The organism is Serratia grimesii NBRC 13537 (genome assembly GCF_001590905.1).
Taxonomy (GTDB): domain Bacteria; phylum Pseudomonadota; class Gammaproteobacteria; order Enterobacterales; family Enterobacteriaceae; genus Serratia; species Serratia grimesii.
Genome location: NZ_BCTT01000025.1, coordinates 1 through 12,033, shown reverse-complemented (window position 1 = coordinate 12,033; position 12,033 = coordinate 1). Strand labels below are relative to the sequence as shown.

The 12,033-nt window shown below is 51.1% G+C and carries 16 protein-coding genes; 10 read left to right on the top strand and 6 right to left on the bottom strand.

Annotated elements, in window-relative coordinates; all coding sequences use genetic code 11:
* Positions 1–24 precede the first annotated feature (24 nt).
* The 5 genes from SGR01S_RS23145 to SGR01S_RS23125 all read left to right on the top strand — a co-directional run bounded on the left by SGR01S_RS23145 (position 25) and on the right by SGR01S_RS23125 (position 2,689).
* On the top strand, positions 25–1,014 hold the full coding sequence (locus SGR01S_RS23145) for a DNA-directed RNA polymerase subunit alpha (RefSeq protein ID WP_002919219.1): 990 nt from the start codon (positions 25–27) through the stop codon (positions 1,012–1,014).
* Positions 1,015–1,054: 40 nt separating this feature from the next.
* On the top strand, positions 1,055–1,444 hold the full coding sequence (gene rplQ / locus SGR01S_RS23140) for a 50S ribosomal protein L17 (protein WP_004929726.1): 390 nt from the start codon (positions 1,055–1,057) through the stop codon (positions 1,442–1,444).
* Between the two features lie 148 nt (positions 1,445–1,592).
* Positions 1,593–1,973 carry a DnaJ family domain-containing protein gene (locus SGR01S_RS23135; protein ID WP_037425846.1) on the top strand — a complete coding sequence of 127 codons (381 nt, stop codon included), beginning with the start codon at positions 1,593–1,595 and terminating at the stop codon, positions 1,971–1,973.
* A complete protein-coding gene (gene zntR / locus SGR01S_RS23130; protein ID WP_061808701.1) occupies positions 1,967–2,398 on the top strand; it encodes a Zn(2+)-responsive transcriptional regulator in 432 nt (143 codons plus the stop codon). Before SGR01S_RS23135 ends, zntR begins: the two co-directional genes overlap by 7 nt.
* Before the next feature lie 84 nt (positions 2,399–2,482).
* Complete coding sequence (locus tag SGR01S_RS23125; protein ID WP_061808700.1) at positions 2,483–2,689, top strand: alternative ribosome-rescue factor A; 207 nt, start codon at positions 2,483–2,485, stop codon at positions 2,687–2,689.
* A 56-nt stretch (positions 2,690–2,745) separates the two neighbouring features.
* Here SGR01S_RS23125 and mscL read toward each other — a convergent pair whose 3' ends face one another.
* The 5 genes from mscL to def all read right to left on the bottom strand — a co-directional run bounded on the left by mscL (position 2,746) and on the right by def (position 7,591).
* Positions 2,746–3,162: a large-conductance mechanosensitive channel protein MscL gene (mscL, locus tag SGR01S_RS23120; RefSeq protein WP_012147209.1), complete on the bottom strand. Its 417-nt coding sequence runs from the start codon at positions 3,160–3,162 to the stop codon at positions 2,746–2,748.
* Between the two features lie 140 nt (positions 3,163–3,302).
* Positions 3,303–4,679 (bottom strand): Trk system potassium transporter TrkA, encoded by a 1,377-nt coding sequence (gene trkA / locus SGR01S_RS23115; protein ID WP_037425838.1) that lies wholly within the window; start codon positions 4,677–4,679, stop codon positions 3,303–3,305.
* Positions 4,680–4,756: 77 nt separating this feature from the next.
* Positions 4,757–6,046 carry a 16S rRNA (cytosine(967)-C(5))-methyltransferase RsmB gene (rsmB, locus tag SGR01S_RS23110; RefSeq protein WP_061808699.1) on the bottom strand — a complete coding sequence of 430 codons (1,290 nt, stop codon included), beginning with the start codon at positions 6,044–6,046 and terminating at the stop codon, positions 4,757–4,759.
* A 73-nt stretch (positions 6,047–6,119) separates the two neighbouring features.
* On the bottom strand, positions 6,120–7,064 hold the full coding sequence (gene fmt / locus SGR01S_RS23105) for a methionyl-tRNA formyltransferase (RefSeq protein WP_061808698.1): 945 nt from the start codon (positions 7,062–7,064) through the stop codon (positions 6,120–6,122).
* A gap of 17 nt (positions 7,065–7,081) precedes the next feature.
* Positions 7,082–7,591 carry a peptide deformylase gene (gene def / locus SGR01S_RS23100; RefSeq protein ID WP_037425832.1) on the bottom strand — a complete coding sequence of 170 codons (510 nt, stop codon included), beginning with the start codon at positions 7,589–7,591 and terminating at the stop codon, positions 7,082–7,084.
* 133 nt (positions 7,592–7,724) lie between these two features.
* On the opposite strand from def, the gene dprA reads away from it, so the two are divergent.
* Genes dprA through aroE form a run of 5 tightly spaced genes read left to right on the top strand, consistent with a single transcriptional unit; the run spans position 7,725 to position 11,269 of the window.
* Positions 7,725–8,846 carry a DNA-protecting protein DprA gene (dprA, locus tag SGR01S_RS23095; RefSeq protein WP_061808697.1) on the top strand — a complete coding sequence of 374 codons (1,122 nt, stop codon included), beginning with the start codon at positions 7,725–7,727 and terminating at the stop codon, positions 8,844–8,846.
* Entirely contained in the window at positions 8,818–9,291 is a 474-nt protein-coding gene (gene smg, locus SGR01S_RS23090) for a DUF494 family protein Smg (protein ID WP_037425824.1), read from the top strand. The genes dprA and smg overlap by 29 nt, the downstream gene beginning before the upstream one ends.
* 25 nt (positions 9,292–9,316) lie before the next feature.
* Positions 9,317–9,862 (top strand): DNA topoisomerase family protein, encoded by a 546-nt coding sequence (locus SGR01S_RS23085; protein ID WP_061808696.1) that lies wholly within the window; start codon positions 9,317–9,319, stop codon positions 9,860–9,862.
* Between the two features lie 7 nt (positions 9,863–9,869).
* The gene (tsaC, locus tag SGR01S_RS23080) at positions 9,870–10,439 is read left to right on the top strand and encodes an L-threonylcarbamoyladenylate synthase type 1 TsaC (RefSeq protein WP_061808695.1); all 570 of its coding nucleotides are present in this window, start codon (positions 9,870–9,872) and stop codon (positions 10,437–10,439) included.
* A gap of 11 nt (positions 10,440–10,450) precedes the next feature.
* Positions 10,451–11,269 (top strand): shikimate dehydrogenase, encoded by an 819-nt coding sequence (gene aroE, locus SGR01S_RS23075; protein WP_061808694.1) that lies wholly within the window; start codon positions 10,451–10,453, stop codon positions 11,267–11,269.
* A 37-nt stretch (positions 11,270–11,306) separates the two neighbouring features.
* On the opposite strand, the gene SGR01S_RS23070 is transcribed toward aroE, so the two are convergent.
* On the bottom strand, positions 11,307–11,849 hold the full coding sequence (locus SGR01S_RS23070; protein WP_061808693.1) for a gamma carbonic anhydrase family protein: 543 nt from the start codon (positions 11,847–11,849) through the stop codon (positions 11,307–11,309).
* Between the last annotated feature and the right edge of the window lie 184 nt (positions 11,850–12,033).

Genomic DNA, 12,033 nt, shown 5'->3' with positions numbered 1-12,033 from the left:
GCTTAGTACCAAAGAGAGGACACAATGCAGGGTTCTGTGACAGAGTTTCTAAAACCGCGCCTGGTAGATATCGAGCAAGTCAGTTCGACGCACGCCAAGGTGACCCTTGAGCCGTTAGAGCGTGGCTTTGGCCATACTCTTGGCAACGCACTGCGCCGTATTCTGCTTTCATCTATGCCGGGTTGCGCGGTGACCGAGGTTGAGATTGATGGTGTACTGCACGAGTACAGCACCAAAGAAGGCGTACAGGAAGATATCCTGGAGATCCTGCTCAACCTGAAAGGGCTGGCGGTGAGAGTTCAAGGGAAAGATGAAGTTATCCTTACCCTGAATAAATCTGGCATTGGCCCTGTGACCGCTGCCGACATTACCCATGATGGTGATGTCGAAATCGTCAAGCCTCAGCACGTGATCTGCCACCTGACCGATGAGAACGCTGCTATTAGCATGCGTATCAAAGTTCAACGTGGTCGTGGTTATGTGCCGGCTTCTGCCCGAATTCATTCGGAAGAAGATGAGCGCCCGATCGGTCGTCTGTTGGTTGACGCATGCTATAGCCCTGTAGAGCGTATTGCCTACAATGTTGAAGCAGCGCGTGTAGAACAGCGTACTGACCTGGACAAGCTGGTCATCGAAATGGAAACCAATGGCACGATCGATCCTGAAGAGGCGATCCGCCGTGCGGCAACCATCCTGGCTGAACAACTTGAAGCTTTTGTTGACTTGCGTGATGTACGTCAACCAGAAGTTAAAGAAGAGAAACCAGAATTCGATCCGATTCTGCTGCGCCCTGTTGACGATCTGGAATTGACTGTCCGCTCTGCTAACTGCCTTAAGGCAGAAGCTATCCACTACATCGGTGATCTGGTACAGCGTACCGAGGTTGAGTTGCTGAAAACGCCGAACCTGGGTAAAAAATCTCTTACTGAGATTAAAGACGTGCTGGCCTCCCGTGGTCTGTCTCTGGGCATGCGCCTGGAAAACTGGCCACCGGCAAGCATTGCTGACGAGTAACCGGATCACAGGTTAAGGTTTTACTGAGAAGGATAAGGTCATGCGCCATCGTAAGAGTGGTCGTCAACTGAACCGTAACAGCAGCCATCGCCAGGCTATGTTCCGTAACATGGCCGGCTCTTTGGTTCGTCATGAGATCATCAAGACGACCTTGCCAAAAGCGAAAGAGCTGCGTCGCGTTGTTGAGCCGCTGATTACTCTTGCCAAGACCGACAGCGTAGCTAATCGTCGTCTGGCATTCGCCCGTACTCGTGATAACGAGATCGTGGCAAAACTGTTTAACGAGCTGGGCCCGCGTTTCGCGAGCCGTGCCGGTGGTTACACTCGCATTCTGAAGTGTGGCTTCCGCGCAGGCGACAACGCGCCGATGGCATACATCGAGCTGGTTGATCGTGCTGAGTCTCAAGCAGAAGTAGCAACTGCAGAGTAATCTGTAGACGCGTGAAAAAACCGGGCTTGCCCGGTTTTTTTACGTCTATAGCCAGCTAAACGTGCGTTCTTGCCCCCACCAGACTTAAGATCCTCGCCCCTATCCGCTATGCTGACGTTATTAATCAGGTCAACTGAGAGATCATACTATGTGGTTACTCGATCAATGGGCGGAACGTCATATTCTCGATGCCCAGGCTAAAGGTGAATTGGACAATTTACCGGGCCAGGGGCTGCCACTTGAGTTGGATGATGACAGTGCAGTTCCCGCTGAGTTGCGTACAGGCTTTCGTCTACTTAAAAATGCAGGCTATTTGCCCGCGGAATTAGAGGATCGTAAAGAAGCGCTGAATATCGCTCGTTTACTGCAAGAAATTAATAGCGAGCATCCGGACTATGTTGAGTTAGGGAAACGGATGGCACTGTTGGAACACCGCTTACGGCAGGCAGGAATGAGCACAGACTTTTTGCACGGTGAATATCAACGTGCATTGGGGGATAAGTTTTCTTCTGAGGAGGAGCAATGTTAAAGATTGGGCAACTTGCAAAACTTGCAGACGTTACGCCGGACACGGTGCGGTACTACGAGAAACAAGGGATGATGGACCATAACATTCGGACCGAGGGTGGTTATCGATTATACAATAATCAAGACCTGCAGCGGTTGCGCTTTATACGTTATGCCAAACAACTTGGTTTTACGCTAGAAACCATCGCTGAACTGTTGTCGATCCGTGTTGATCCTGAACATCACACCTGCCAGGAGTCTAAGTCAATCGTCGATGCACGGCTTAGTGAAGTAGAAAATAAGCTTAAGGAGCTAACTCGGATGCGTGAGTCGTTAAAACGTCTCAGTGACGCCTGCTGTGGAAGTGCCCATACCAGCAGTTATTGCTCAATTCTGGAAGCGTTGGAGCAGGGAGCCAGTGATGAAAAAGTAAAAAAAGGTGCTTAATACCATCGGTGATACTTTAATTTTTATACAGCCAGCAGTAATATTATCGCGTTATATAACCATACATAGAGAAGGTAAATTACTATGACTCAATACCGTCATACGAAAGGCAAGATACAGGATAATGCCATTGAGGCGCTGTTGCATGATCCATTATTCCGCCAAAGGGTAGAAAAAAATACGAAAGGGAAAGGGAGCTACCGACGTAAAGACAAACATGCAAAAGGTGGTAGCTGGGAGGCCAGTGGTAAAGTATCAAACGATAATTTACCACTGGCCTTCTGGTTTTAAGGCATTAAAAAGCCATCTGAATAAGATGGCTTTTTATTTGTGCGGGATAAACAGGTTTACAGTTTTGGCTGTTGCTGCTGGCTCAGTAAATCACGAATTTCAGTCAACAGTTTTTCTTCAGCAGTTGGCGCAGGCGGGGCTGCTGGCGCTTCTTCTTGTTTACGACGTACTTTGTTCATTAATTTAATTGCCAGGAAAATAGCAAAGGCAACAATAACGAAATCGAAAATGGTCTGGATGAATGAACCATAGTTCATGACTACAGCAGGCACTGCGCCTTGAGCTTCGCGTAATACCAGGTGGAACTGTTTGAAATCAACGCCGCCGATCAATAAGCCCAGCGGTGGCATGATGATATCTGCAACGAAAGACGATACGATCTTACCGAATGCTGCACCAATAATCACACCCACCGCCAAGTCAACCACGTTGCCACGCATGGCAAACTCGCGGAACTCTTTCATCATACTCATAGAACGCACCCCTTGCAGAATTTAATAACTCAAGTTTAACAAAGCAATTTCCCTTTGCCACAAAAGGAGAGAAAAGTTTTATCTCTTTCCACGGCAGAGAACAACCTCGTAATTATAGACCATCCATTGCTACATTTGTTCTACAAGAAGAATGGGCTTGGCTGGAACAGGCGTTCAACGTCAGGGACGAACTTCTTGTCGGTAATAAACATAATGACGTGATCGCCCTGTTCGATTTTACTGTTGCCATTAGCAATAATAACGTCATCACCACGCACAATGGCACCAATGGTGGTACCAGGCGGCAGTTTAATATCTTCTACGATGCGGCCAACCACTTTTGACGTACTTTCATCACCATGTGCGATGGCTTCAATCGCTTCTGCCACACCGCGGCGTAAGGATGAAACACTAACGATATCCGCTTTACGCACGTGACCTAACAATGCTGAGATGGTTGCTTGCTGTGGTGAAATCGCTATATCGATTACGCTGCCTTGAACCAGGTCAACATAGGCGCGGCGTTGAATAAGTACCATCACCTTTTTTGCACCCATTCGTTTGGCGAGCATGGCTGACATGATGTTAGCTTCATCGTCATTGGTTATGGCAATAAATACGTCGACTTGATCAACGTGCTCTTCCGCCAGCAGTTCTTGGTCCGAGGCATCACCATAAAACACAATTGTGTCATGCAGTTGTTCAGCAAGTTCTGCCGCGCGTTGCTGATTACGTTCGATCAACTTCACGTTGTAGGATTTTTCCAACCGTTGTGCCAGACCTGCACCAACGTTGCCGCCGCCGACAATCATGATGCGTTTATAAGGCTTTTCGAGTCGTTGTAGTTCACTCATTACCGCGCGGATATGCTGCGAGGCAGCAACAAAGAAGACTTCGTCACCGGCTTCGATAATCGTGGAGCCCTGTGGGCGAATAGGACGATCCTGGCGGAAGATCGCGGCGACACGGGTATCAATGTGCGGCATGTGTTCACGCATTGAAGACAGCGCATTACCGACCAATGGGCCGCCGTAATAGGCTTTTACTGCCGCGATGCTAACCTTGCCTTCGGCAAAATTAACCACCTGTAACGCACCTGGGTATTCAATCAGTTTGTAGATGTAGTCGATAACCAGTTGTTCAGGTGAGATCAGGTGATCAATGGGGACGGCTTCCGGTTGAAACAGCTTCTCTGACTCGCGGATATATTCCGGCGCACGAATACGGGCGATTCGGTTTGGGGTATTAAACAGCGAGTAGGCAATCTGGCAGGCAATCATGTTGGTTTCGTCAGAATTAGTGACTGCAACCAACATATCGGCATCTTCAGCACCGGCCTCACGGAGTACGCGTGGATGAGAGCCATATCCCTGAACGACCCGCAGATCAAACTTATCCTGTAACTGACGTAGGCGGCCGGAATCAGTATCCACGACGGTAATATCGTTGTTTTCGCCCACCAGGTTTTCCGCCAGTGTTCCACCTACCTGACCTGCGCCAAGAATAATTATTTTCATTCGCTTCTCTGCTTCACACTGAAACCGCTGAAGATTATCCGAAAGGGCGCAACAGCCGCGCCCTGAGTACTGAACAGCTACATTTTAATCAGCTTAGCGTAAAAGAAGCCATCCCCATCCTCAGGATGTGGAAGATTCTGTCGGCCAGGCTGTTGTTCGTTACCGGTTTCCACCAGACGAGCATCCGGATGACGCTGAAGGAAGGCAGTCACTTGCTCAGCATTCTCTGCCGGTAGAATAGAACAGGTGGCATACACCATCACTCCACCGGTTTTGAGATGGGGCCAAATGGCTTCAATGATTTCGGCCTGCAAAGTGGCTAGTTCAGCGATATCACTGTCGCGGCGCAACCACTTGATATCAGGGTGACGGCGGATTACACCGGTGGCAGAACAAGGAGCATCCAACAGAATGCGATCAAATTGCTTATCACCGCACCATTGCTGCGGCGTGCGGCCATCACCCAGTTTTACTTCAGCGTGCAAACGCAGGCGTTGCAGGTTTTCTTTAACCCGACTCAGACGTTGCTCATCGATGTCGACAGCCATCACGTGAGCTTTGGGAGCGGCTTCCAAGATGTGGGTAGTTTTGCCACCAGGCGCTGCACAAAGATCGAGGATCTGCTCTCCATCCTGCGGATCAAGGAGATCGACACAACCTTGAGCGGAAGCATCTTGCACAGTAACCCACCCATCGGCAAAACCTGGCAGGTCTGTGACGGCACATGGCGCCAGCAGGCGTACGGCATCGCGATATTCGGTATGCGGTACAGCAGCAATGCCAGCTTGCTCCATCAACTGCAAGTAATCCTCACGGGAATGATGAAGACGATTGACGCGTAACCACATAGGTGGCTTTTGATTGTTGGCATCAATGATCTGTTCCCACTGCGCGGGATAGGCCTGCTGAATACGTTTCAACAGCCAGCTTGGATGCAAATAGCGGCTGTCATTATTGGCAGCACGTTGCAGTAATTCTTCCTGCTGACGTTGGAACTGGCGCAATACGCCGTTGATCAGGCCTTTAAGTTGAGGCCGTTTCAATGCCACGGCACCTTCTACGGTTTCCGCCAATACTGCGTGAGCAGGTATGCGTGTATACAACAATTGGTAGAGACCCACCATCAGCAAATAGTGCAGCGTGCGCTGCTTGCCAGTCATGGGTTTTGCCATCAATTGCTGGATGCACCATTCCAGTTGTGGCAATACGCGCAGGGTGCCGAAACACAGTTCCTGTAGTAGCGCGCGGTCTTTGTCAGAAATGGTCTTTTGTAGTGATGGCAGAACAGTACTGAGCGACTGGCCCTGATCCAGCACCTGGCCGATGGCTTTGGCAGCGATGCTGCGGAGATTGTAATTGTTTTTCATAGGCTAAAGCTGATAACGATCGGCGTTAAGAAAGAAACAGCCCGGCGATTATCGGCCGGGCAGTGGGGGCGGTTTATAGCCGGTTGCCCGGTGTAAACCATTCACGGCGTGAGTTCAGCAGATCTTGTGCTGACATCGGTTTTTTACCTGCCGGCTGTAACTGAGTCAGGTTAAGAACACCCTCAGCGGTCGCTACCTGGATACCGTGCTTGTCAGCATGGATAATGGTGCCAGGTTCTGCATCAGTGGTTTGCGCCAATACTGTCGCCTGCCACACTTTCACGGGTTGATCATCAATGGTGAAATAGCTAACTGGCCATGGGTTAAAGGCACGGATGCAACGTTCAAGCTGTGCTGCTGATAGGTTCCAATCCAGGCGTGCTTCTTCTTTGCTCAGCTTCTCAGCATAAGTGACCAGCGACTCGTCTTGTACTTCACGTTTCGCCGTACCTGCCGCCATCTGCTGTAGCGTAGTTAGCATGCCTTGTGGGCCGAGTTGTGCCAGTTTGTCGTATAGACTGGCACTGGTGTCATCCGCGTCAATCGGACAAGCGATTTTGTACATCATATCGCCAGTATCCAAACCCACGTCCATCTGCATGATGGTAACGCCGGTTTTGTTATCGCCGGCCCAGAGTGAGCGTTGGATTGGCGCGGCGCCACGCCAGCGTGGCAGCAGCGAGCCGTGAACGTTGATGCAGCCAAGTCGTGGCATATCCAACACCGCTTTAGGCAGGATTAAGCCATAGGCCACTACCACCATCACATCAGCGTTGAGATCAGCAACCAAGTGCTGGTTCTCTTCCGGGCGCAGTGATTTGGGCTGAAACACCGGTAAATGATGTTGTTCGGCCAGGACTTTGACCGGGCTAGGCGTCAGTTTATTACCGCGACCCGCAGGGCGGTCCGGCTGGGTGAAGACCCCAACAATCTGGTGCCCAGATGACAACAGCGCGTCAAGATGACGCGCTGCGAAGTCTGGAGTTCCGGCGAAAATAATCCGTAAAGAGTCAGACACGTTGATTTCCTGATGGGTTAGGCGCGCGCGTTAAGCTTGGCCATTTTTTCCAGTTTCTGACGAATACGCTGGCGCTTGAGTGGTGACAGGTAATCGACGAACAGCTTGCCTACCAGGTGATCCATCTCGTGCTGGATACAAATGGCTAACAGGTCGTCAGCTTCCAGCTCGAAAGGTTTGCCGTCGCGGTCCAGTGCTCTGACTTTCACAGCAGCGGCGCGCGGAACTAAAGCACGTTGTTCAGGAATGGAGAGGCAACCTTCCTCAATCCCGGTTTCACCGCTTTTTTCCAGCAGTTCCGGGTTGATCAACACCAAGCGCTGATCGCGGTTCTCAGAAACGTCAATGACGATAATGCGCTGATGGATGTCCACCTGTGTCGCAGCCAGGCCAATGCCTTCCTCTGCGTACATGGTTTCAAACATATCATCCACGATGCGCTGGATATTCGCATTGACTTCTTTTACCGGGGCCGCGACTTTACGCAGCCGGTCGTCTGGGTAATGTAATACCTGCAATACTGACATATATCTTGAGATCTGTATCCGAGTGATAAACGAGGTTTAGCTTCTATTCTAGACATTTCCCAGCCTGATTGACAGCATTGCGCACCAATTGCTCGAATTGGTAATACCACCATTTTCTGCGAGGGAACAGGCGATGCAGGCACAGGAAATCTGCTTACGGATGCGTGGGGTCACTGGGCTGGGCGCGGCCAAGGCCAGCCAGATAATACGGCAGATAGTGGCAGTCGGCGGTGAGCCTTACCGTTTGTTACGAGAATTGGGGCTAAATCATCGACAGCAGGCTCAGTTTCGCCAGGCAAATCCGTGTCATCTGGCCGCGACGCTCACTTGGTTGGAGCTGCCCGGTAATGCGCTTTGGATATATGGTGAGGCGGATTATCCCGAGCGATTGCTCACTATCGACGATGCTCCACTATTGTTGATGGTGGCAGGTAACCCAGAAGCGGTTCGGCAGCCGCAAATTGCCATGGTTGGTAGTCGCCAGTTCAGCCCTTATGGTGAGCATTGGGCCAGCTACTTTGCCACTGGGTTGGTACATTGCGGGTTTACCATCACCAGTGGGCTGGCAATGGGGATTGATAGCATTTGCCATCGTGCGGCGTTGGCGGCAGAAGGGGGAACTGTCGCCGTACTCGGTAGCGGTTTGGCTAATGTCTACCCGCGCCAGCATCGTCGCTTGGCTGAACGTATCATCGAGAGTGGTGGGGCATTGGTTTCTGAGTATTTGGTCACTGACCTACCGATGCCAGACCATTTTCCCCGGCGCAACCGTATCATTAGTGGTTTGAGTCTTGGCGTGGTAGTGATTGAAGCCTCTTTGCGCAGTGGCACGCTGATTACCGCCCGTTATGCGTTGGAGCAGGGGCGTGAGATTTTCGCTTTACCAGGTGCGTTGGGTAATCCGATGAGTGAAGGCACGCACTGGCTGATTCAGCAGGGCGCTTATTTGGTTACTGGGCCGAAAGAAATTGCTGAGCAACTGGGAAGTGGTCTGCATTGGCTCTCCTTGAGCGAAAATACAACTATTTGTGCGTCAGAAGCTGAAGTTGAATTGCCATTTGCCGATGTGTTGGCTAACGTAGGAGATGAGGTGACACCTGTTGACGTCGTCGCTGAACGTGCCGGCCAACCTGTGCCAGAGGTAGTAATCAAGTTACTCGATCTGGAGTTAGCAGGGTGGATCGCAGCTGTACCCGGCGGCTATGTCCGAATAAGGAGGGCAGGCCATGTTCGACGTACTGATGTACTTGTTTGAAACTTATATCCACAATGAACCAGAGATGCGCGTCGATCAGGACCAACTGACTGATGATCTCGCTGAGGCGGGGTTTCATCGGGATGATATCTACAACGCGTTGAATTGGCTTGAAAAACTCGCTGACTTACAAGAAGGCGAAAATGCACCGTATTTTATGGATGCTGATCCGCTGGCAATGCGGATCTACACCGAAGAAGAAGGTGTGCGTTTGGATGCCAGCTGCCGTGGTTTCCTCCTGTTCCTGGAGCAGATTCAGGTATTGAACCTCGAAACCCGTGAAATGGTTATCGATCGTGTTATGGCTTTGGATAACACAGAATTCGATCTCGAAGATCTGAAATGGGTGGTGCTGATGGTTCTGTTTAATATCCCCGGATATGAAAGCGCCTATCAGCAAATGGAAGAACTGTTGTTTGAAGTAAACGAAGGTTATCTGCACTGAGCCGATAACATGCATAGAAGAAGTTATGACAAAAGCAGCGATTTTTGCCGCTAGGCAAAATGAACCCTGTCCGGAATGCGGGGCCGAGCTGGTGATCCGCAGTGGTCGCCACGGCCCCTTCCTCGGCTGTTCCCGTTATCCTGAATGCCAACATATACGGCCGCTGAAAGCGCAGGCCGATGGCCATATCGTCAAAATGCTGGATGGGCAGGAATGTCCGAAGTGTCAGGCGACGCTGGCCTTGCGCCAGGGCCGTTACGGTATGTTTATCGCTTGCAGTAACTACCCGGAGTGCGATCATACCGAAGTCATCGATAAACCGGACGAAACCAGCATCAGCTGTCCGCAGTGTGAGCAGGGTAAACTCCTTCAGCGCAAATCGCGTTATGGCAAGGTTTTCCACTCCTGCGATCGCTATCCGGAATGCCAGTTTGTTCTCAATTTTAAACCTGTCGCCGGGGAGTGCAGCTACTGCCACTATCCGTTGTTGATGGAGAAGCGCACGGCAAAAGGGCCGACCCTTTGCTGCGCCAGTAAACTTTGCGGAAAACCCGTAGTAACTACAGAATAACGACATCATGAGCTCAGAATTCACTTCTAATTTCACGCCAATAATTGACGCGCTGCAGAACCAGCAGGTTATTGCCTACCCGACCGAGGCTGTGTTTGGCTTGGGTTGCGATCCTGACAGCGAGCTGGCAGTCAATGCGTTATTGGCCCTGAAACAACGCCCTTGGGAAAAAGGTCTGATCCTGATTGCGGCCAATTACGCGCAGTTAGCACCTTATATAGATGACGCCGCACTGAGTGATCAGCAGCGAGTGACGATGTTCGCCAGTTGGCCGGGCCCGGTGACTTGGGTTATTCCTGCCCGGTTGAATACTCCGCGCTTGCTGACTGGCCGCTTCAATTCGTTGGCTGTGCGTGTGAGTGATCACCCGTTAGTACAGCAACTTTGTCGGCAGTTTGGTAAACCGTTGGTATCGACCAGCGCCAATCTTAGCGGGCAAGAACCTTGTCGCAGTGTTGATGAGGTACAACAGCAATTTGGTGCTGCTTTCCCAGTGTTGAATGGTAGCGTCGGTGGCCGCCTTAACCCTTCTGAAATCAGAGATGTCCTGACGGGCAAGCAAATTCGTCAAGGCTAGAGGTAATGTGCATGGAGAAGTTCGCGGTATTCGGTAATCCTATCAGTCACAGCAAATCGCCGCGTATTCATGCGTTATTTGCCGCCCAAACCGGTATAGAACATCCCTATGGAACTGTGCTGGCGCCGTTGGATGATTTCGAAAAAACTCTGCAGATGTTCATTCGGGCGGGTGGCCAGGGCGCGAATGTCACCGTGCCTTTTAAAGAGAATGCCTACGAGGTTGCGACGGAGCTCAGTGAACGTGCTGCGTTAGCCGGCGCGGTAAACACCTTGAAGGTGTTGCCGGAGGGAGGGCTACTGGGTGACAACACTGATGGGATCGGGCTACTGACTGATCTTGAACGTCAAGGGTTGATCCAATCAAAGGATCGCATCCTGCTGGTGGGGGCTGGTGGTGCTGCACGTGGAGTGATCTTGCCGCTGCTGTCGTTTGGTTGTGAAGTGGTGATCACTAACCGTACTTTCAGTCGCGCGCAGACGCTGGCGCAAGTCTTCCAGCATCTCGGTGAAATATCCGCATTACCTCTGGATCAATTGGATCAACAGCAGTTTGATTTAGTGATTAACGCTACTGCGTCAGGTATTAGTGGTGAGGTCCCAGCGTTACCGGTTGGCACGATCAATGCCCATACCCGTTGCTATGACATGTTTTATCAGCAAGGGTTAACACCGTTTCTGGCCTGGGCGCAGCAACAAGGCGCAACAGAGTATGCCGATGGTTTAGGGATGCTGGTGGGGCAGGCCGCACATGCGTTTCAGTTGTGGCATGGTGTGATGCCGGAGATTGAGCCGGTGCTGCGCCAGTTGCGTCACGAACTGGCGGCGTAACGCTGAGCCCGTTGCCTAATAAGGAAACGGGCGTTTGTCAGATATCTTCTGACAAATACTCGTCTTTCCAACGTACGTAGTTAGTAGAAGAGTAAAGTAGTCCTTCCCGTTCGGCAGCAGTCAATGGACGAACCTGGCGTGCGGGGCTACCCATATAGAGATAACCGCTCACCAGACGTTTACCCGGCGCGACCAAGCTACCGGCACCAATCATCACATCATCTTCTATTACTGCGCCATCGAGCAGGATCGATCCCATCCCTACCAGCACGCGATTGCCAATCGCGCAGCCGTGCAACATTGCCTTATGCCCTACAGTCACGTCTTCCCCAATCAGCAATGGGTAACCTTCGGGGTTATGTTCGGATTTATGGGTCACGTGGAGCACGCTGCCGTCTTGAATATTGCTGCGTGCGCCGATAATGACTGCGTTCACGTCACCACGAATGGCAACCAGAGGCCAAATACTGACGTCATCGGCCAGATCTACGTTGCCGATCACCACGCTGGAAGGATCGATCATCACGCGTTGACCCAGTTTAGGAGAGTAATGAAGATAAGAACGTACTGTATCGGACATGGTATAGCCTCACGTGGGGATCATATTTACCGGCAATACTAGACGTTGGCGATGGAATTACAACCAACTGAAACGATGGATCCTGCGGAAAACGGCCCTGATCGCGCAAGATCCACCCGAAAGGACTGAAAAGTGTGCAAACAGAAAGAAAAGATCAAAAAAGGGGTTGTGCAAAAAACTCGGG

Bases quoted from the DNA above. Each gene is read 5' to 3' on its own strand.
- SGR01S_RS23135 (WP_037425846.1), top strand. From the start codon at position 1,593: ATGTGGTTACTCGATCAATGGGCGGAACGTCATATTCTCGATGCCCAG.
- rplQ (WP_004929726.1), top strand. From the start codon at position 1,055: ATGCGCCATCGTAAGAGTGGTCGTCAACTGAACCGTAACAGCAGCCAT.
- SGR01S_RS23085 (WP_061808696.1), top strand. From the start codon at position 9,317: ATGACAAAAGCAGCGATTTTTGCCGCTAGGCAAAATGAACCCTGTCCG.
- zntR (WP_061808701.1), top strand. From the start codon at position 1,967: ATGTTAAAGATTGGGCAACTTGCAAAACTTGCAGACGTTACGCCGGAC.
- rsmB (WP_061808699.1), bottom strand. From the start codon at position 6,046: ATGAAAAACAATTACAATCTCCGCAGCATCGCTGCCAAAGCCATCGGC.
- aroE (WP_061808694.1), top strand. From the start codon at position 10,451: ATGGAGAAGTTCGCGGTATTCGGTAATCCTATCAGTCACAGCAAATCG.
- dprA (WP_061808697.1), top strand. From the start codon at position 7,725: ATGCAGGCACAGGAAATCTGCTTACGGATGCGTGGGGTCACTGGGCTG.
- SGR01S_RS23125 (WP_061808700.1), top strand. From the start codon at position 2,483: ATGACTCAATACCGTCATACGAAAGGCAAGATACAGGATAATGCCATT.
- smg (WP_037425824.1), top strand. From the start codon at position 8,818: ATGTTCGACGTACTGATGTACTTGTTTGAAACTTATATCCACAATGAA.
- def (WP_037425832.1), bottom strand. From the start codon at position 7,591: ATGTCAGTATTGCAGGTATTACATTACCCAGACGACCGGCTGCGTAAA.
- SGR01S_RS23070 (WP_061808693.1), bottom strand. From the start codon at position 11,849: ATGTCCGATACAGTACGTTCTTATCTTCATTACTCTCCTAAACTGGGT.
- SGR01S_RS23145 (WP_002919219.1), top strand. From the start codon at position 25: ATGCAGGGTTCTGTGACAGAGTTTCTAAAACCGCGCCTGGTAGATATC.
- tsaC (WP_061808695.1), top strand. From the start codon at position 9,870: ATGAGCTCAGAATTCACTTCTAATTTCACGCCAATAATTGACGCGCTG.
- mscL (WP_012147209.1), bottom strand. From the start codon at position 3,162: ATGAGTATGATGAAAGAGTTCCGCGAGTTTGCCATGCGTGGCAACGTG.
- trkA (WP_037425838.1), bottom strand. From the start codon at position 4,679: ATGAAAATAATTATTCTTGGCGCAGGTCAGGTAGGTGGAACACTGGCG.